This is a genomic window from Stenotrophomonas sp. YJH_SMC_8 (assembly GCF_059371315.1).
On record NZ_JCAFUL010000015.1, the window covers coordinates 1 to 20871 of the forward strand.

Below are 20871 nucleotides of genomic sequence, written 5' to 3' on the forward strand. Positions count from 1 at the left end.
CGGTTCAGGGAGAATCCGGCGTGGGGACCCAAGCTACTTCTCGGTCGCAAGACCTGGATCCACACGGTCGCCCACGCCGGGCTCTCGGCACCCAAGGTGCCAGATCGGCAAGAGATAAGATCCACGCCATGCGTGGATGCTCCTCACGACGGCCCACGCCCTCCGTACGCCACATAACAAAACTGAACGAAACCTGAAAATTCGCTATCGTAGGCGCCTTCAACCGACGCTTGGCCCATTGCCCATGAGCTCGACCGACAGCGCGCACGCCGCCTGCGAGAACTGCGACACCGCCCTGCATGGCCACTACTGCCATCGCTGCGGCCAATCCGCGCACAACCCGCTCAAGCATGTGGGCCATGCCATCGAGGAAGTGTTCGAATCCTTCTGGCACCTGGATGGGCGCATCTTCCGCACGCTGCGCGATCTGTGGGTCCCGGGCCGCATCGCGCTGAACTACCTCAAAGGCCGCCGGGTGGGGTACGTGCAGCCGCTGCGGCTGTTCGTCATCCTCACCCTGTTTACGTTCTTCATCGGCAAGCTGTTCGTCCACGTCGACGACATCAACATGGGCCGTGGTGATCCGCTGTACGCCAAGGCGTCCACGGTTGAACAGGTCGAAGCCGCCCGCGCGGAACAGCTGGCGATGATCGATCGCCAGCAGTCCAGCTCACCCGCCACCGGCAACGCCGGATTTGCCATGGCCAGGGCCGCAGTGAATGCCGCAGCCGCGCAGCGCAAGGCCGAACTCACTGGCACCGGCAAGCAGGCCGCCGCGACGGAGCACGGCACGTTCTTCAACCACACCGTCAACGGCAAGCCCTGGGATGCGAACACCAATCCCATCGTGGTTGCCGGCTGGCCGACGTTCGCCAACAACTGGCTCAACAAGCGCCTGCAGAACGGCAACACCAACATCCAGCGCATGGGCGGCAAGACCGACCTGTACATGCAGGCGATCCTGACCGCCCTGCCCGGCGCCCTGTTCTTCCTGATGCCAGTGTTCGCGCTGGTGCTGCGCATCGCCTACATCCCGCGGCCGATGGGCTATCTGGAACACCTGGTGGTCGCGCTGTACAGCCATTGCTGGCTGATGATGGTGCTGCTGGCCACGTTCCTCATCGCCGGGCTGGGCACGACGTTCGCATCGCCCACGTTCTTAGCGGCCAGCCAGTGGCTGTATGCACTGCTGTGGCTGGCAGTCCCGGTCTATCTGCTGTGGATGCAGCAGCGCGTGTATGGCGGCAACAAGGCGTTGACCGTGCTGCGCTACCTGGCCATCGGCGGCGTCTACCTGTTCCTGGTCAGCTTCGTGGTGATGTATGCGGTGCTGGCGGGAATCTCGGCCTGAGCGAAGCACGCACGGTATCCGGCCCATGAATCCACGCATGGCGTGGATCTACTGACGATCGTCTATCGTGGACCCATGACACTCCGCCTCTACCGCCCCACGGATGCCAGCGCCTGTCTGTCGATCTTCGACAGCAACGTACCCACCTACTTCGCACCCGAAGAGCGCAGCGATTTCGAACGCTTCCTGCATGAGCAGGCCACGGACTGCGCGTTCCAGGTCATCGAGCGCGACGGCAGCATCGTTGCCTGCGGCGGGCTCTCGCGCCGCGACGATGGCAGCGCCGGCTTCTGCTGGGGCATGGTGCAGCGCGCGCTGCACCGGCAGGGGATCGGCCGCGAACTGGCGGTGGCACGACTGCAGCAGGCCGAACGTGATGCCTCGATTGCGCGCATCACGCTCAGCACCAGCCAGCACACCCAAGGGTTCTACGCTGGCCTCGGCTTCCAGGTGACACGGGTGGTACCCGATGGCCACGGCGCCGGGATCGACGCCGTGGAGATGGAGCGGAGGGTGTAGCCCTCCGCCCCGGCCCGGATCCACGCCGCGCGTGGATCCCTTGCTGCCCTGCTCCCCTCAGAAGCCCACGCGCAGGTTGATCTGCCCGCCAACATCGCGGCGACCATCGCCGTGCTGGCCCTGCACGAACATCGACAGCTGGCTGTTGCGACCCAGGCCCACCGCCACGCCGACCTGGCTGACCAGCGCGTTGCGCGCCATCACCGCGCTGTAGACATCGAACGCGTTGCCACCAACGGCGAAGCGGTTGCGGCTGGCTACATCGGTATCACCCGATGCGTGCTGCCAACCCAGGCCCACCGTCAGCTGCGCCGGGAAGCGCTCGCCGCTGCCCACGTCCCAACGGCCACGCACGCCCACGGTGCTGACATTGAGCGTGTCCTTGCCGCCTTCCAGCACCAGCGCGGCCGTTCCGCCCTGCTCCACCGCACGATCGCTGTCGACCCAGTGCTTGGTGAACTGCACATACGGCTGCAGTTGGGTCTTGCCATGGGTCCAGGTCCAGCTGCCCTCCACCTGCGCGATGGTCACATCCGAATCCTGGCGGCTGTACAGGGTCTGCCCCAGCAGCGGCACCTCACGCGTGGTGCGCGTGCGGTAATCACCGCGCGACACGCTGCCACCCACCGCAAAGCCGTTGTTCCACTGGCCCTGCGCATACAGGCCGAACGTGTTGCCACGCAGGCGGGCCCGCGAGCTGCGATCGTAGAGGCGGGTATCCAGCCGCTCGTTGCCTGCGGCCGCACCCAGCACCACGTGCTCGCCCAGCTGCCAGTCCACGCCCGCCATCAGTGCATTGCGGTTGGAGCGGATGTCGTCGCCGTTGCCATCGCCATCCTGCTTGAACACCTTGCCGCTGCCGGCCAGCCAGGCCGAGGCACGCTCGCCACGCACGGTCGGCAGCTCGCTGCCCAGGCGCTGGCGGATGCCCTCTTCCAGGTAGTTGTCATACAGCAACACCGCACGGCTGGCCGCATGCACCTCACCGGACAACTGGTCGAACGCCGCGCGCGCGGTACCTGCGTCATACATCAGCACCGTGTTGTACAGGCCCAGTGCCGAACCACTCTGCGGCAGGCTGTCCAGCGCTGCAGCGGTGTTGAACTGGTTGCGCGTCTTCGCCGCCGTGGTGAATGCCGCGGTCTGTGCCACATCGATCTGCAGGTTGGCCGTGTTCGCGGTGTAGACCGGGGTGATGGTCAGGAAGGCCGACGGCGAGGTCGCCGAAGCGAACTGCCCACTGACGCCACCACCCGCGTTGATCACGGTGTACTGCTGGCCCTGCTGGTAGCTGGTGCTCGGCGAAATGGTGTTCACCTGCACCGTGCTGCCGCCCACGTTCGCGCTGCCGCCCACCTGTACCGTATCGCTGCCGGTGGCGCCCAGGTCGATGCCCAGCGTGCTGCCCGGCGACAGATTCAGGTTGCCGCCCACCGTGATCGTGCCGGTACCGTTGCCCGCGCCACTGCCGTTGCCGGGGCCATTGCCCGGCGACAACACACCACCGCTGGACACCGTCACACCGCCGCCAGTGCCACCGATGGTGCCGGTGCCGGACAGCGTGGTACCGCTGCCGATGGTCCACTGGCCACCGATGTTGCCGGTGACATTCAGGCCCCCGCCGGTGACTTGGCCGGTGCCGCTGAAGCCACCGCTGTTACCGCCCAGGTTCAGGCCACCCGGACCGGCCTGCACGATGCTGCCACCACCGCTGATGGTGCCGCCCAGCGTGGTGGTACCGCCGGTGTTGATGACCAGGCCACCGTTGTTGGTGATGTTGCCGGTGATCGATCCGCTGGCACCACCGTTGCCGACCTGCACGGTACCGCCGGCATTGATGGTGGTGCCGCCGGTGTAGGTGTTGTTGCCGGTCAGGGTGACCGTTCCGGTGCCGGCCTGGGTCAGGCCGCCACTGCCACTGATGGTGCCGCCGACGGTGGTGTTGCCACCGACGTTGAACACCAGGCTGCCATTGTTGCTGACGTTGCCGGTGATGGCACCGCTGGCGCCGCCATTGCCGACCTGCAGCGTGCCACCGGTGTTGATGGTGGTGCCACCTGTATAGGTGTTGTTGCCGCCCAGGATCAACGTGCCGCTGCCGGCCTGGGTCAGGCCACCGCTGCCGCTGATGGTTCCACCCAGCGTGGTGTTGCCGCCCACGTTGAACACCAGGCTGCCATTGTTGGTGACGTTGCCGCCGATCGCGCCGGTCACACCGCCGTTGCCGACCTGCAGCGTGCCGCCTGCATTGATCGTGGTCGGCCCGGTGTAGGTGTTGTTGCCGGTCACGGTGAGCGTGCCGCTGCCAGCCTGGGTCAGGCCGCCGCTGCCGCTGATGGTGCCGCCCAGCAGGGTATTGCCGGCCACGTTGGAGACCAGCGTACCGTTGTTGGTGATGTCGCCGGTGATCGAACCGGTCGCGCCACCGTTGCCCAGCTGCAGCGTACCGCCGGTGTTGATGGTGGTGCCGCCGCTGTAGGTGTTGGTGCCGGCCAGGACCAGCGTGCCGCTGCCAGCCTGGGTCAGGCCGCCGCTGCCGCTGATGGTGCCGCCCAGCAGGGTATTGCCCGCAACGTTGGAGATCAGCGCACCGTTGTTGGTGATGTCGCCGGCGAGGGAGCCGGTCGCGCCGCCATTGCCGACCTGCAGCGTGCCGCCGGCGTTGATGGTGGTGCCACCGGTGTAGCTGTTGTTGCCGACCAGGGTCAGCACGCCAGCGCCGGCCTGGGTCAGGCCACCGCTGCCGCTGATCGCGCCACCGACCGTGGTGTTGCCGGCCACGTCGAACACCAGGCTGCCGTTGTTGGCGACATTGCCGGTGATCGCACCGGTCGCACCGCCATTGCCCACCTGCAGCGTGCCGCCGGCATTGATCGTGGTGCCACCGGTATAGGTGTTGTTGCCGGTCAGGGTCAGCGTACCGGCGCCGGCCTGGGTCAGGCCACCGCTGCCGCTGATGGTGCCGCCCAGCAGGGTATTGCCTGCAACGTTGGAGATCAGCGCACCGTTGTTGGTGATGTCGCCGACGATCGCACCGGTCGCACCGCCATTGCCCACCTGCAGCGTGCCGCCGGCATTGATGGTGGTCCCACCGGTGTAGGTGTTGTTGCCGGTCAGCACCAGCGTGCCGCTGCCGGCCTGGGTCAGGCCACCACTGCCACTGACCACGGCGCCTACGGTTGCCGTGGTACCAAGGTTGTAGACCAGGCTGCCGTTGTTGGTGATGTCGCCCAGCACCGAACCGGTGCTGCCGCCGCTGCCGATCTGCAGCGTGCTGCCACCGTTGATGGTGGTACCCCCGGTATAGGTGTTTTCGCCGCTCAGGGTCAGCGTTCCGGTACCGCTCTGCACCAGGCCGCCGGTACCACCGAGGACGCCGGCAAACGTGGTGCTGGCGTTGTTGCCGCCGGTGGTCAGCGTCGCACCGCCCAGCGCCACCGTGCTGCCGGCAACACCGGCCAGGCCGCCGATGCTCTGGTTGCCACCGGCACTGATGTCCAGCGTGCTGGTGCCGGCCAGGTTCACCGTGCTGGCGCCAGACAGGCTGCCGCCCGCGCCCACCGCCAGCGTGCCGCTGTTGATGGTGGTGGTGCCGGTGTAGCTGCTGGCGCCGCCGAGGGTAACCGTCGCCGCGCCATCCTTCAGCAGGCCTCCGGCACCGCTGATCGGGCCATTCAAGGTCAACGCGTTGCTGCCGGCCAGGGTCAGCGTACCGCCGGCCAGCTGCACGCTGTTGGCCAGGGTCAGCGCGCTGGTGCCGTCCAGGCTGGCATTGCCGCCCACGGTCAGCGCGCCGGTTCCCAGTGCATTGTTGTTGCCCAGGGCGAGGCCGCCGGCGTTGAGTGCCACGCCGCCGCTGAAGGTATTGTTGCCGCTCAGGGTCTGTATGCCTGCGCCGTTCTTCACCAGGCCACCGGTGCCGGTGATGTCACCGGCGAACGTGCTGTTACCCACGCCATTGAGCGTCAGCGTGCTGCCGCCCAGCGCCACTGCCGAACCCGCCACGCCGGCCAGCGAGCCGATGGCCTGCGCGCCCCCCGCACTGATGTCGAAGGCGGTACCGGCGTTGGCCAGGTTCACCGCACCGGTCGCAGCCAGGCTGCCACCGGCGCCGATCGCCAGCGTGCCGGCGTTGATGGTGGTACCACCGGTGAAGGTGTTGGTGCCGGTCAAGGTCTGGGTACCCGATCCTTCCTTGATCAGGCCACCGGCGCCAGCCACCGAACCACTGAACGTGCCATTGGTGGCGTCTCCGATCGTCAGCGTGTTGGCGCCCAGATTCACCGTACCGTTGCCGACCAGGGTACCGAACTGCTGCGTGCCGCTGCCCGCCGACAGATCGAAGGTCGCTCCCGAGGCCAGGTTGACGATGCCACTGGCGTGCAGGCTCGCGCCCGCGCCCAGTGCCAACGTACCGGCGTTGATGATGGTGCCGCCGGTGTAGCTATTGGTGCCGTTCAAGGTCAGCGTGGCTGCCCCCTCCTTGGTCAGGCTGCCGGTGCCGCTCAGGCTGCCATTGAGGGTGAGGTTGTTGCTGCCCAGCACGGTCAACGCGTTGTTGAGGACGAAGTTGTTGGCAAGGATGACCGCAGTATTCGAATCGAGCGTGGCAGCGCCTCCGACCGTCACCGTACCGGTGCCCAGCGCAGCATTGTTGCCGACCACCAGGCCACCGGCGTTGAGCGCCACGCCGCCGCCGAAGGTGTTGGCGCCATTGAGCGTCTGCACGCCCGCGCCGTTCTTGATCAGGCCACCACTGCCGCCGATCACACCGTTGAAGGTGCTGTCCACCGTGCCGCCCAGGGTCAGCGTGCTGCCGCCCAGCGCCACCGTGCTGCCGGCCACGCCGGCCAGCGAACCGATGGCCTGGTTGCCCGCGGAGATGTCGAGCGTACCGGTGCCGGCCAGGTTCACCGCGCCGGTTGCGGCGAGGCTGCCACCGGCACCGATCGCCAGCGTGCCGCTGTTGATGGTGGTACCACCGGTGTAGGTGTTGGCACCGCTCAGGGTTACCGTGGCCGCACCGTCCTTGATCAACCCGCCTGTACCCGAGATCACACCGCCCAGTGCCAGCGACTGGCTGCCGAGCAGATCAAGATTGGCACCCGCTGCCAGGCTGATGTTGTTGGCTAGGCTGGCACCGGTCGATGCATCCAGCGTTGCGTTGCTTCCGACCGTCAACGCACCGCTGCCGAGCGCAGCGTTGTTGCCGACCACCAGGCCACCGCCGTTGAGTGCAACGCCACCACTGAACAGATTGGCACCGCCCAGCGTGAGGATGCCGGCGCCATTCTTGACCAGGCCACCGGTGCCGGAAATCGCGCCATCGAAGAGGCTGTTGCCAACGCCACCGAGTGTCAGCGTCTGTGCTCCCAGGCTCACCGTCGAGCCCGCCACGCCATTCAACGCCCCGATGGTCTGGCCGGCCCCTGCGGTGGAGATATCGAAGCCGGTGCCGGCAGCGCCCAGCGTCACAGCGCCGGTGGCGGCCAGGCTGCCGCCCGGACCAATCGCCAGCGTGCCGGCATTGATGAAGGTACCTCCGGTGTAGGTATTGGTACCGGTCAGCGTCTCGATGCCCGCACCGACCTTGGTCAGGCCACCCGTGCCTGCGATCGAGCCACTGAAGGTGCCATTGGCAGCGCCGCCGACCTCGATCGAGTTGGCACCGAGGTTCACCGTACCGTTGCCGACCAGCGTACCGAACTGCTGCGTGCCACTGCCGGCAGACAGATCCAGCGTGGCGCCGGTGGCGAGATTGACGGTACCGCTCGCCGCCAGGCTGGCACCGGCCCCCAGCGCCAGCGTGCCGGCGTTGATGTTGGTGCCACCGGTATAGGTGTTGATGCCATTCAGGGTCAGCGTTGCGCCGCCATTCTTGGTCAGGCTGCCGGTACCGGAAAGGACCCCGTTGAGGGTCAGCGCGTTGCTGCCGAGCACGGTCAGCCCGGCGTTGAGCGCGATGTTGTTGGCCAGCGTCGCCAGGCCGGTGGTATCCAGCGTGGCGGCACCGCCGACGGTCAAGGCACCCGTGCCCAGTGCCGCGTCATTGCCCAGCACCAGCCCGCCTGCGTTGAGCGTCACGCCACCGCCAAAGGTATTGGCACCGGACAGCGTCTGTACGCCCGCGCCTGCCTTGATCAGCCCGCCGCTGCCACTGATCACGCCGTTGAACGCGGCGTTGCCGGCCGTACCGAAGGTCAACGAATTGCCGCCCAGCGCCAGCGTGCTTCCACCAGCACCGTTGAGCGCGCCGATGGTCTGGCTGCTGCCGGCACCGGAGATATCGAAGCCAGCGCCTGCACCCAACGTGACATCACCCGCTGCGGCAAGGCTGCCGCCTGTGCCCAGCGCCAGCGTGCCGGCGTTGATCGTGGTACCGCCAGTGTAGGTATTGGCACCCGACAGCGTCAGCGTGGTGGCACCATTCTTGACCAGGCTGCCATTGCCGCCGACCACGCCCGACAGTGTCAGCGCATTGCTGCCGGGCAACGTCAGTGCGACGCCCGAACCCAGCGTGACCGCATTGCCCAGTGTCACTGCAGCGCCCGCATCCAGCGTGGTGCTGGCATTGACCGCCAGCGCGCCAGTACCGAGCGCACCATTCGCGCCAACCACCAGGCCGCCGCCATTCAGAGTCAGGCCGCCACCGAAGGTATTGGTGTTGTTGAGGGTCAGCAGGCCCGCACCATTCTTGATCAGGCTGCCATTGCCGGCCACCACGCCACCGAGGGTGACATCATTGCTGCCCCCCAGCGTCAGCTGCGTACCGGCACCGAAGTTCACCGCATTGGCCAGGTTCAGCGCCACGGTGCTGTCGAGCGTGGTGGTGCCGCCGATGCCCAGTGCCCCCGAGCCGAGTGCGCTGGCATTGCCGAGAATCAGGCCACCTGCGTTGAGCGCAAGGCCGCCACTGAAGGTATTGGCGCCGGACAGCGTCTGCACGCCTGCGCCAGTCTTGATCAGGCCACCGGTGCCACCGATCACGCCGGCAAAGCTGCCGTTGCTGGCGCCGCCAAAGGTGAGCGACTGCGCGCCCAGCGCCAGCTGGCTGCCTGCCACGCCGTTCAACGCGCCGATGGTCTGTGCCGTGCCCGCTGCAGAGATGTCCAGCGTCGCGCCCGCACCGGCAAGATTCACCGCACCGGCCGTGGCAAGACTGCCGCCCGCCCCCAGCGCCAATGTGCCGTCGTTGATGGTGGTGCCACCGGTGTAGACGTTGGCGCCGGACAGGGTGAGACGAGCCGCGCCGTCCTTGATCAGCCCACCGGCACCGAATACCGGGCCGGTGAGTGTCAGGTCATTGCTGCCCAGCAGGGAAAGATTGGCACCGGCAGCGAGGCCGATGTTGTTGCTTACGGTGAGTGCCGATGTTGCATCCAGCGAAGCGCTACCGCCCACGTCCAGCTGGCCGGTACCCAGTGCCTGCGCATTGCCCAGCTGCAGCACGCCCGCGTTGAGGCCAACACCACCACTGAAGGTATTGGGTCCATTCAACGCCAGCGTCGCCGCACCGTTCTTGACCAGACCGCCGGTGCCGCTGATGACACCGCCCAGCGACACGTTCTGGCTGCCCAGCAGGTTCAGAACGGCACTGGTCCCGAGGTTGACGTTGTTGGCCAGATTCAGGGCAGCCGAACTATCCAGCGTGGTGTTGGCTCCCACCGACAATGCACCAGTGCCCAGCGCGCCGGCATTGCCCAGCAGCAGGCCACCACCGTTGAGCGTCAGTCCACCATTGAAGGTATTTGCGCCGTTGAGGGTCAACAAGCTGGCGCCGTTCTTCACCAGGCCACCTGCGCCGGAAACCACGCCGCCCAGGGTGATGGCCTGTGTGCCCGGCAGCGTCAGCAGCGCACCACCGCCGAGCGCGACATCATTGGCCAGGCTCAGGGGGGCACTGCCGTCCAGCGAAACACTCCCGCCGACGCTGAGCGCCCCGGTACCCAGCGCACCGTTGTTGCCCAGCAGCAGACTTCCGGCGTTTGCGCTCAGTCCACCACTGAAGGTGTTGGTGCCGTTCAAGGTCAACGTCGACGCACCGTTCTTGACCAGGCTGCCGGTGCCGGTGATGTTGCCGGCCAGGGTCAGGTTCTGGCTGCCCGGCAGGGTCAATGCCGCGCCAAGGTTGATCGCATTGCCCAGGTTGAGTGCTGCAGTGGTGTCCAGCGAACCGTTGCCACTGACCGTCAGCGCACCGCTTCCCAGCGCGCCGGCGTTGCCCAACACCAGGCCGCCGGCCGCAAGATTCAACCCACCACTGAAGGTGTTGGCGCCGGTCAGCGTCTGCACGCCACTGCCCTGCTTGACCAGGCCACCGGTGCCGCCGATCACGCCGGCGAAGGTCTGGTTGGTGGCATCACCGAAGGTGAGCGTGCTGCTGCCCAACGTCACCGTGCTGCCGGCGATGCCGGACAGTGCACCGATGGTCTGGTTGCCACCCAGCGAGATGTCCAGGTCAGCGCCCACGCCGGCCAGGCTGACCGCACCGCCGGCAGCCAGGCTGCCGCCGCTGCCCACCGCGACCTTGCCGGCATTGATCGCCAGGCCGCCGGTAAAGGTGTTCGCACCACCCAGCGTCAGCGTGGCAGCGCCGTTCTTGACCAGGCTGCCGGTCCCGCCAATGACCCCCCCCAGCGTCAGCGCGTTCGAGCCCAGCACATTGAGCGAACCACCAGCGCCCAGTGTGATGCCATTGCCCACGGTGAGCCCGGTGCTGGCGTCGAGCGATACCGCGCCGCCGACGTTCAGTGCGCCGGTTCCCAGTGCACCGCCATTGCCCAGCACCAGGCTGCCGGCGTTGAGCGCCAGACCGCCGCCGAACGTATTGGCGCCGTTGAGGGTCAGGGTTGCCGCGCCATTCTTGATCAGGCCACCAGCGCCACCGATCACGCCGTTGAAGGTGAGCGCCTGGTTGCCCAGCAGATTCAGGCTGGCCCCGGCACCGAGGTTGACGGCATTGGTCAATGCCAACCCGGTCGTGCCATCCAGCGTGGCATTGCCGCCGACGGACAGCGTGCCGCTGCCCAACGCTGCCGCATTGCCCAGCAACAAGCCGCCGGCGTTGAGTGCAACGCCGCCGCTCAGGTTGTTGACGCCTGACAGGGTCTGCACACCGATGCCCTGCTTGATCAGTCCACCCGTGCCGGCGCCGAACGTGCCGCTGTAGCTGGTGTTGCCCAGCCCGCCCAAGGTCAGAGTGTGGCTGCCAAGGTTGACCGCGCCGCCGAGGCCGGCCAGCGAGCCGATGGTCTGGTTGGCCGCTGCCGTCAGGTCCAGCGTGGTGCCAACGCCCAGCGTCATCGCACCCGTGGGTGACAGGCTGCCGCCCGCGCCCAGCGCCAATGCGCCGCCGGCCAGGTTGAAGGCGCCGGTCAGCGAATTGGCGCCATTCAAGGTCAGCGTGCCCGCGCCGTTCTTGGTCACGTTGCCGGCACCGGAAATCGAGCCACTCAATGTCAGCGCATTGCTGCCCAGCAGGTTCAGCGAGCCCCCGCCATTGACCACCAGGTTGTTGCCCAGGTTGAAGCCCGCCGTCGTATCCAGCGAAGCGCTGCCGCCGACGGTCAGGTTGCCGATGCCCAATGCACCGGCATTCCCCAGTACCAGGCCGCCGGCATTGAGGTTGACGCCACCGGAGAACAGGTTTGCGCCGCCGAGAGTAACGATGCCGGTGTTGTTGACCGTCAGCCCGCCAGTACCGGACAGCACGCCACCCAGGCTGAACGCATTGGTCCCCGCCAGTGACAGATTGCCACCAAGGCTGAAAGCGTTGGCCAGATTCAGACCGGCCGTGGAGGAGGCGATGGCACCGCCGTTGGCGGTGAACAGCCCTGTGCCGAAGGAACCGGCATTATTGAAATTGACCAGGCCATCATTGAGCGTGGTCGTGCCTGCACCAGCCCACGCACCCTGCAGGTTCCAGGTACCGCTGTTGACGGTGAGCCTCTGGAAGTTGATGTACTGGTTCCAGCCCAGCGTGGTCACCGCCCCACCGGTACCGCTGCCGGGGCCGGTGGCGCTGTTCTGCAGCACCAGGCTGTTGTTGGACGCCGAACCACCGTCGACGATGCCGGCCGCGGCCAGATTCACCGCAAGCGCGCCGACCTGCCCGGCCACGCCGATACCGGCGGTATTGACGCTGGAACCAGACACGGCGGTGAAGGTGTTGCCGGTGACCGAACTGCCCAGGTTCACACTGCCGTTGATGGTTCCTGCGTTGAGGAAGGTATTGCCGGCCCCCGCCGTGGCCGAACCCTGGAACCCTATGCGGCCGGTAATGGTGCCGGTGTTGTCGAGAGTGGTCTGCGCACCACCGTAGCTGACGATCGATGCCGCATCGGCCGTGGTCAACAGGCCTGCACCAAAGATCGACATGTCCACATTACCGGCGTTGACGATGTTGCTGACACCGCCGGAAGCATTCTGCACCACCAGCGCCTGTCCGCCGAAACCGAAAATGGAGCCGATGTTGACCAGGCCTTTGATCGCCCCGCCTGCCTGATTGTTGACGCTGATGGTGTTTCCACCGACGGTGTTGTTGCCCAGCACCATGCCCGACGCCGCCAGGCTCAGGCCACCGTTGATGGTGGGATCGACCGTGCCCTGGTTGTTCACGGTGATGCCATTACCACTCAAATTCACTGCACTTCCGCCAACGACCGGCAGTACGCTGAGCGCGGCGCCGGTCTGGATATCCAGCGTCACGCCATTGATGCTGTTGGCCAGAGAATTGGTATTGGAGCCGGTGGCGCAGGTCACCGTCGTACCTGCGGTAGTGCAGGCCGCGAATGCCGATCCACTGGCCAGCGTGGCTGCCAGTGCCACCGCCAGCTGGTGCGTCCGCAATCGCGGCACCCGTGCCGTGCGTACCGCGCTTCCGCCGGGATTCTGGGCGACCTCCGAAGCAACCTGCATTACGCCGAGGGCGCGATTGAAAACCAGACGGTAAATGCGGTTCATCGGTAAATCTCCATGAAAAGACCGGATGGCACAGCTGGCAGGTTTTTTGGAGACAATGCGGCCCACCTCGGCTCCCGATACGGAAACAAGGTTTGCAGGCATTAACTCCTGAAAATCTTCACATCTTCACGCGATCGCACCCGGTGACAGGTACGAAGGCATGTCCATCAAGGCGAAAACTCCCCGGTTTCGCCCGACGAATGGCGGCACTGTGCGACCGTCGGTGCCAGCGGCATGTGAATCACGCTCGTTATTTTCATGACGTACGTCAAATAAAACGGGCGGACAAAATGGTCTTGCCGAAAATGCATATACCTGCTGGAAGCGGAGATTCCTTTCCCCGCCATAAGTAAATACATTCAGCTGCTCGCTAGTTTCATCAGCACCAGGCCGGAAACGATCAGCACCGCTGCACCGATCCGCATCGGGCTGACCTGCTCGCCGAGGAATACGATGCCAACCACGAACGCGCCGACCGCGCCGATGCCGGTCCAGATCGTGTAGGCGGTGCCCAGCGGCAGGCTGCGCATGGCCACCGCCAGCAACCAGAAGCTGGCGATCATGCCGACGATCGTGACCACGGTGGGGGTGAGCCTGGTGAAGCCTTCGGACTGCTTCATGGACACGGCCCAGACGATTTCCAGCAGGCCGGCGAACAACAGATAGATCCAGGCCATGACGGCCCTCCTCTTGGTAGGGCCAGGCCGTCCTGGTCATTGATTCCCGATGTGGGGGAGGTCGTTCCTCCAGGCCGGCATTCTAGCAACGGGGGCTGGCCCGGGCCGCCGTGGGCGGGAACGGGTTACAGCAGATTCAGCGCGTGAAGCTGGCGTCGATGCACCTGCCTGCGCTAGACTACGCGTCTGCCATCGGCCAGCCGATGCGCAGTCCGGCTGTGGTCTCTGGCGCATCGCGCGCTGCTTCCCCTGATCCGTGAACTGGCCGCCCACCGGGCGGCCAACGTCTCTATGGTGGCCCCGTCGGCCCCTCGCGACGCTAGGTCGAAAACCCCGCCAGGGCCGGAAGGCAGCAACGGTATCGATCGACGCGGGCGCCGAGGTCAGCCGGCGGGGCCACCGCCTTTTCTGCACTGGGGTCAGATCCCTTTGCATGGCAAAGGGATCTGACCCCGGCTTCACATGCTTCGCCCGGCAGGGCCCAGCGCTAGCGTGCCTGCGGCGTTCCCTGGTGGAACAGCACCCGCCAGCCCTGCGCATGCCGGCGCCACAGCGAACTGCGCAGCACCCAGCCCTGCGGCTGGCCATCAAGGTGATAGCGGCTGCGGTAACGCACCTGGGCCAGGTCCTGCGCCAGCAGCGAGACCGCGTACTGCTCCGATTCGATCTGCACCTGCGCGCGCTCCAGCGGAATCTCCGCCAACGCCGCTTCACGGCCGTAACAGTGGCCGGAACTGCCGATTTCGCTGAAATCCTCGTCCAGCAGTGCGGCAAGGCGCTCACGATCAGCCCGCACCGCAGGCGCATGCAGCGCGCGCTCCAGCATCTCCAGTTCGGTGGCCAGCGCCACATCGGCGGGCCTGCCGGCTACGTTCACGGCGGATCCTGCGCCAGCACGTTCGGTGCGGTCGGGAAAGCCAGCGGCACGCACTGCCCCGGTTGCGCCACGCGGTGGCCGCGCGCGGCCAGCGCCGCACCGTCAGCCACGCTGGCGTAGTGGTAGAGCATCATCCGGGACTGCAGCTCGGCGCTGTACTCACGCTCCAGGTCGTCCACGCCGGTATGCGAAGGGTTGCCGTGCAGGCCGCAGTCGTGGGCGATCAGCTCGTTGTCGTTGGCGAAGCGGGCCAGCATCTCCGGAATCGGCCGGGTGTCACCGCTCCAGGTCAGCGCGCCCTGCAGGCGCAGGCCGTAAGCCGTCTCCGGCCAGTGGTGGCGTACCGGGAACACTTCCAGGCGCACGCCCTCATGCCAGAACGCCTCGCCCACCACGATCAGCTGGAAGGCATCCCAGAAGTTCGCACCGCCCTCGGCCAGCACGTTCGGATAGTCGCCGATGCGCCTGTGCAGCAGCGGCACCACGGTGGCCGGCACGTACAGGCGCACCTTGCCCAGCCGGTGCGCATTGAAGAAGGTATCCACGAACAGCCGTTCGAAACCGGCCACGTGATCCAGATGCACATGGGTGACGAACAGCGCCTGCGGCATGTGCCCGTAGTGGGCCTTGAACGCGGTCAGGCCTTCGCCGCCACAATCGATGGTCAGCCACGGCCGGCCATCGCGCTCGATCACCGACATCGGCGAACCCAGCTCGACCGCCGACGCATTGCCGACGCCGAGGAAACGCAACGACCAGTCCATCAGGTGCCCCGGTTCCAGGCCATGTCATAGGCGCGGCGCAGCCGCGCGTAGTCCTTCTGCACGTCTTCCACGCTGCGCTCGCCACGCAGCTTGATCAGCGAACGCAGCAGGCGCTTGAGGTTGCGTTCGCGCCAGGCCGTGGCCGGTATGCGGATCACCCCGCGGTCGAAGTCGATCAGCCAACCGTGGCCGTTGCCATCGAACAGGATGTTGTGCGCGTTGAGGTCGGCATGGTCCAGGCCGGCACGGTGGAAGCGGGCGATCAACCGCCCGGTCTCCTCCCACGGGGCGCCGCGGCCGGCAACCAATGCGCGGTCGGCCAGCGAGCGCACGCCCTCGATCCGTTCCATCAGGATCGCGGCGCGGTAACGCAGGCCCTCGCGCATGTAGTACGCGGCGATCGGCCGGGGCACCGGCAGCTTCTTCTCGCGCAGGGCGCGCATCAGGCGGAATTCGGCAAAGCTCCGGGTCCGGTCCGACCCGCGCCAGAGGTACTGGTCATGGCTGATCTTCGCTGCCAGACCGCCGCGCAGGTAGTGGCGCAGCACGCTGGCGCCGAACGGCGCATCGATGAACCAGGCGCTGCCGCGACCGCCCTCGCCGACCGGCCGGGCCTTGCTGCCCCAGTGCTGGGGCGAGAACAGGCCAACCTCGGCTTGCCGCAGCCGCTCGCGGTCGAACAGAATGGCCCCGATGCCGCGACCCTCGCGGCATGGCGTCAGCGCTTCATTGGCGTCGAATGCGACCATTTCATTGAGTCTAACAACACATGGCATCAGCGTCCTCCTCCTTGTGCCTCCTGCGCCTGTCCGCACTCGGCGACGTCACCCACGTGGTGCCCCTGGTGCGCACCCTGCAGGCTGCGCGTCCGGACACGCCGATCCACTGGATCATCGACAAGGTCGGCCACAAACTGCTCGACGGCCTGCCCGGCGTCACCTTCCACGCCTACGACAAGAAGAGCGGCATGGCAGGGGTCAAGGAGCTGCGCAAACAGCTGCCACCGGGGCGTTTTGAAGCGCTGCTGCAGATGCAGGTGGCGTTCCGCGCCAACCTGCTGTCGGCCTTCATTCCCGCCGAGCGCCGCATCGGCTACGACCGTAGCCGCTCCAAGGACCTGCATGGGCTCTTCATCAACGAGCGCATCCCCGACCGCCCCGGCATCCATGTGCTGGACGCCATCGGCAGCTTCTGCGAGCCGCTGGGCCTGCGCCAGACCGAGGTCAGCTGGGATCTGGCCGTGCCGCAATCCGCGTACGAGTGGGCTGCGGCGCAGTGGCAGGACGATGGCCGCCCAGTGCTGATGATCTCGCCCTGTTCCAGCCACGTGCGCCGCAACTGGTACGCCGACCGCTACGCCGCCGTGGCCAACCATGCCGTCCAGCGCGGCTGGCAGGTGGTGCTGTGCGGCGGCCGCAGTGAACTGGAGCGCAGCATGGCCGATGCCATCCAGGCGCAGCTGCAGACTCCCGCACTGGACCTGGTCGGCAAGGACACGCTCAAGCAGCTGCCGGCCCTGCTGGCCCGCGCCAACCTGGTGATGACCCCGGACTCGGGCCCGATGCACATCGCCAACGCGATGGGTGCCAAGGTGCTGGGCCTGCATGCGGCCAGCAACCCGAACCGCAGCGGCCCGTACTCGGACCGCCGCTACTGCGTGGATCGCTACGACGATGCCGCGCGCAAGTACCTGGCCAAGCAGGCCGCCGATCTGAAATGGGGCACCAAGATCGAGTTCGACGATGTGATGGAACTGATCACCGTTGAAGACGGCATCGCCGCATTCGAACGTTACGTGGCGGACCACCTCACCTGAGTCGATGGATCATCGGTAGCGCCGGGCCACGCCCGGCGGGTCCACCTCACCCGCGCTGCGCGTAATCCTGGTAGGACTTCTCTTCCACGTACGCCGAGCCCAGCGCCAGGTTGATCGCCTTCTTGATGCGCGCACGCTCATCGTTGCGCAGGTAGACGCTGCGCGCCAGGTCGACGAAGCCCTGGTCGAACGCCTGCGCCTTTTCCTTCAGGCGGATGTCGTCCTCGATGTCCCACAGCTGCTCGTTGACCGCCTTCAGCTCGGCACGCAGCTTGGCGATGTCCTTCACCGCCGCCGGGTGCGCCATCCACGTCTGCTCCAGCGCCGACAGCTCCCTGCGCACGTTGGCCAGCTTGCCCTCGTCGCTGATGCGCTCGGACTTGATCTGCAGGATCGAGATCTTGTCCAGCAGCTCGCCGAAGGACACGGGGACGAGGATTTCAGCGCTCATGGGGGAAGGCTCCAGCAAGTGATGCGCACATGGTAACCCGCGCGGCACGAATGCTCCGCCCCGGCGCCTGCATGGGCGCCCGAGCGCGATGACTGGGGGAGAAACCCCTGCAGCTGCGTTAGCGGTCTGGAGAGGCGGCCTGCCGCCCTCCACTCCTTTCCGTGGAATTCCGCATGCATCGATACCCCACCCTCCCCACCCGCCGCGCCACCGTTCTCGGCAGCGCCCTTGTTGCAGCACTGCTCGGCATCGCTGCCGCGCCGCAGGCCCATGCCAGTGCCTTCCATGTGAATGGAGACACGCTCTACTACACCGGCAACGTGCTGGCGACCGATCCGCAGACGCTGGAAGCCTACATCCTGGCCGCGCAGGCCCGTGGTACGCCACTGCGCCAGGTGGTGTTCCGCAACTCGCCGGGCGGGGCCGCCTCCGGCGGCGTGGGCATGGGCGCCATCATCCGCCAGCATGGGCTGGACACCGTGCTCGACGGCGGCTGCTACTCGGCCTGCGCCGACGCCTTCGTGGCCGGCGTCAAGCGCAAGGTGACGCAGTTCGGCCTGCTGCCGGCGCACGGCAACTACACGCAGACGGTGCTGGGCATCCATGGCGAATCCGGCCCGAACGGTCCTACCCCGTACCCGGGGCAGGACAAGTACATCAAGTACTACAAGGACATGTTCGGGCCGACCGACTTCGCGGTGATCGAAGCGCGCATCGTCCAGGCGCACTATGAACTGACCCAGCAGTCGGGCTTCCTGCGCTACTTCGACCCGAACGTGGCGGCCGTGGCCACGCGCTTCTGCCCGACCCGCGACCAGAGCGCGGCAGGCAACTGCACCGCCTATCCCGGCGTGACCTTCTACAGTGATCGCGTCGTTACCGAAGCCGGTTACGTCCAGCCCGGCGACGTGCTTTCCATCGACAAGGAAGTGAGCGGAGACCTCAATCCGAACCTGGCCGTGCGCGGCCGTTACACCAATGCGCTGGCCAACCTGCGCTACTTCCAGCAATCGGCCCCGGACATCCGGCTGGACGACGCCTTCGGTGTGATCCGCATCGGCAAGGGCGGCGTCTGGTCGCTGGATACCGCCTCGGCCGCGCAGTATGTAGTGGCCGATGGTGGCACCCTGCGCCTGCAGCAGAATGGCTGGATCCACCACGCCGAAGCCATCGGCGCCCGCAATGGCGGACGCATCGAACTGCAGCAGGGCGCACTGCGCAGCCTGACCGTGATCGAACGCGGCGGCGTGCTGACCGGCAACGGCTCATTGAACGCCACGATCGACATCAACGACGGCGGCACGCTCGCACCGTCCGGCATCGTCATGCGCCCCTACTCGCTGGAAGCACTCGCACCCGGTGGCGACGACGTGTTCACCAGCGAGCGTTTCCGGATCGGCAAGGGCCGCTACATCAACCTCAAGGACGGCGCGAACCTGTCCTTCCAGGTCGACAGCCAGCGCACCGCGCCGGCACTCACGCTGGAAGAAGCCCGCTACTTCCTGGTCGATGAAGACCCGCAGGCGGGTGACTACAACCTGTACGGCAACATCAACCGCGCCGTGCTGAGCATTGCCCCCAGCGCCAGGCTGACACTGGACGTCAAGCAGGCGTTCTTCCCGGCCGGGCAGCAGAACCAGCTGGTCGGGACCCAGGTGGATGCCAGCGCCCTGCAGCTGCCCGTCGCCCCCTGCGGCCCGTCGAACGGTGAGTACGCTGGCCTGTGGTGCCGCACCGCTACGCCCGACACCCTGACCCGCGCAGCGCCGGTGTCGGACTTCATCGAAGGGCGCTTCCAGTACGTCGAGCGTAGTGGCGAAGCCGGCAGCGCGGTCGACCTCACCGCGCCCGGCGCAGTGTTCCGCCCCCGCCACAATTCGCTGCTCAGCTTCGCGGTCAACCAGACCGGCAGCGGCATCTGGCTGACCGCCAATCCCTCCTTCGACGACACCCGGCTGTTCGGCAATGCGCAATCCGGCGACGGACTGGGCATTGCGCTGCAGCAGGCGGCCGCACAACGCACGCCGTCGATGAGCGGACTGCTCGGCGCCCTGCAGTTTGCTGACCGCGATGACATCGCGCGCCAGGCGGGATCGCTGCGCGGTGACGCGCATGCCAGCCTGCGCCTGGCAGACAACGCATTGATCGGCAGCATCGGCAATGTCGTGCAGCAGCATCAGGCCGCTTCGCGCAGCGGTGGCGATGCCGATGGCCTGGCGGCACAGGCCGCGCAGGCGGCCTCGGCGCAATCGGCGATGACCGGCAATCGCCTGTTCAACCAGCTGGCGATGCACCTGGTCGCACCGGCAGATGCGGGCAGTGATGCGGGCGACGCCGGACGCAACCGCAGCTTCTGGGCGCGGGGGTTCGGCAGCCACGGCCGGATCGACGCTGACGGTGGCGTCGCCGGCCTGAGCCACACCATCGGCGGCATCGCGCTTGGTGCCGATACCCGCCTGGCAGACGACCGTGTGACTCTGGGCGTGAGCCTTGCCGCGGCCGACATGTCGACCCGGTCCAGCGAAGGTGCAGGATTCAGCGGTGATGTCCGCGCGCTGGATATCGGCGGCTACGTGGACGCGCTCTATTCGCGCGGCTACCTGTCCGCCGCCGTCCGCTACACCGATCTTCGCCACGACACCCGTCGCAGCATCGAGGGCATTGAAGGCCTGCAGGGACCGCTACGTGCGAAGTACAGCAACGACGCGATTTCCGCACGCGTGGAGCATGCGTTCTCGTTCACCACCGGCAACGGCGTGGTGATCCAGCCGCTGCTGCCGGTGATCGACTACGCGCGCACCTCGGCCACGCGCTTCAACGAAGGCCAGCAGGCCGCTGCCCTGGTCGGCCGCAGCGGCAGCCTGGAGAGCATCCGCGTCGGTGCCGGCCTGCAGTTGTTCAAGACCTTCGACGGCAACAACGGCGAGCGCATCACCCCGCGTGCCCGCGTGGTCTGGCAGAAGGAGCTGGGCGATACCCAGGCCCGCTACAGCAACGGCTTCGCCGCCGCCCCGGACCTGCTGTTCAGTGCCAGCAGCCAGACCGTCGGCGAGCAGGTGCTGGCCTGGAACCTCGGCATCACCAGCCGCGCCAGCAAGCGCCTGTCGGTGATGGTCGACTACGTGGGCGAACGTCGCGACGGCCAGACCCAGAACGGCATCCAGCTGGGCCTGGGCTATACGTTCTGAGCACACGCCATTCGCACAGGGCATGGATCCCCAACCTGTGCGAATGGCCTCCCCTCGCACGCCATGCGTGGATCCATCGCGTGCTTGGATGGCCTTCACTCCCACACCACGCGAATGCGCCTCCCGGTAGATCCACGCCATGCGTGGATGGCCCACAGGCGTGACATTGAATCGTCGGGTGGAACAAGCCCCTCTGTTGAGGGTCTGCCCCGACAGGGGCGGGGAGAGGCAGGCAAAGGGAGGGGCCCACGCGTTGCTGCGCAACG

At 66.8% G+C, this 20871-nt stretch carries 10 protein-coding genes and 1 other RNA gene; 5 read left to right on the top strand and 6 right to left on the bottom strand.

All coding sequences use genetic code 11. From position 1 onward, the window contains the following. The first annotated feature begins 244 nt into the window (after positions 1-244). Both AC5P88_RS16625 and AC5P88_RS16630 read left to right on the top strand, forming a co-directional pair. Positions 245-1351 (top strand): DUF3667 domain-containing protein, encoded by a 1107-nt coding sequence (locus AC5P88_RS16625; protein WP_495225558.1) that lies wholly within the window; start codon positions 245-247, stop codon positions 1349-1351. Between the two features lie 75 nt (positions 1352-1426). Then, complete coding sequence (locus AC5P88_RS16630; protein ID WP_495225559.1) at positions 1427-1870, top strand: GNAT family N-acetyltransferase; 444 nt, start codon at positions 1427-1429, stop codon at positions 1868-1870. Positions 1871-1927: 57 nt separating this feature from the next. On the opposite strand, the gene AC5P88_RS16635 is transcribed toward AC5P88_RS16630, so the two are convergent. Both AC5P88_RS16635 and AC5P88_RS16640 read right to left on the bottom strand, forming a co-directional pair. Beyond that, positions 1928-12832, bottom strand: a complete 10905-nt coding sequence (locus AC5P88_RS16635) for an autotransporter-associated beta strand repeat-containing protein (protein ID WP_495225560.1) — start codon at positions 12830-12832, stop codon at positions 1928-1930. Positions 12833-13191: 359 nt separating this feature from the next. Further along, positions 13192-13509 (bottom strand): DMT family transporter, encoded by a 318-nt coding sequence (locus AC5P88_RS16640; protein ID WP_495225561.1) that lies wholly within the window; start codon positions 13507-13509, stop codon positions 13192-13194. Between the two features lie 300 nt (positions 13510-13809). On the opposite strand from AC5P88_RS16640, the gene ffs reads away from it, so the two are divergent. Continuing rightward, an RNA gene (gene ffs, locus AC5P88_RS16645) (signal recognition particle sRNA small type) lies at positions 13810-13906 on the top strand. A gap of 90 nt (positions 13907-13996) precedes the next feature. Here the strand turns inward: ffs and AC5P88_RS16650 are convergent. From AC5P88_RS16650 to AC5P88_RS16660, 3 genes are read right to left on the bottom strand one after another with little or no spacing between them, the layout of a single operon-like run. Continuing rightward, entirely contained in the window at positions 13997-14386 is a 390-nt protein-coding gene (locus AC5P88_RS16650) for a nuclear transport factor 2 family protein (RefSeq protein ID WP_495225562.1), read from the bottom strand. Then, the gene (locus tag AC5P88_RS16655; RefSeq protein WP_495225563.1) at positions 14383-15150 is read right to left on the bottom strand and encodes an MBL fold metallo-hydrolase; all 768 of its coding nucleotides are present in this window, start codon (positions 15148-15150) and stop codon (positions 14383-14385) included. Before AC5P88_RS16655 ends, AC5P88_RS16650 begins: the two co-directional genes overlap by 4 nt. Continuing rightward, a complete protein-coding gene (locus AC5P88_RS16660; protein WP_012479275.1) occupies positions 15150-15899 on the bottom strand; it encodes a 3-deoxy-D-manno-octulosonic acid kinase in 750 nt (249 codons plus the stop codon). The genes AC5P88_RS16655 and AC5P88_RS16660 overlap by 1 nt, the downstream gene beginning before the upstream one ends. Before the next feature lie 20 nt (positions 15900-15919). On the opposite strand from AC5P88_RS16660, the gene AC5P88_RS16665 reads away from it, so the two are divergent. Beyond that, a complete protein-coding gene (locus tag AC5P88_RS16665; RefSeq protein ID WP_111174121.1) occupies positions 15920-16966 on the top strand; it encodes a glycosyltransferase family 9 protein in 1047 nt (348 codons plus the stop codon). 46 nt (positions 16967-17012) lie between these two features. Here AC5P88_RS16665 and AC5P88_RS16670 read toward each other — a convergent pair whose 3' ends face one another. Continuing rightward, positions 17013-17417, bottom strand: a complete 405-nt coding sequence (locus tag AC5P88_RS16670; RefSeq protein WP_049430220.1) for a DUF6165 family protein — start codon at positions 17415-17417, stop codon at positions 17013-17015. Between the two features lie 173 nt (positions 17418-17590). On the opposite strand from AC5P88_RS16670, the gene AC5P88_RS16675 reads away from it, so the two are divergent. Continuing rightward, positions 17591-20605, top strand: a complete 3015-nt coding sequence (locus AC5P88_RS16675) for an autotransporter domain-containing protein (RefSeq protein WP_495225564.1) — start codon at positions 17591-17593, stop codon at positions 20603-20605. The last annotated feature ends 266 nt before the right edge of the window (positions 20606-20871 follow it).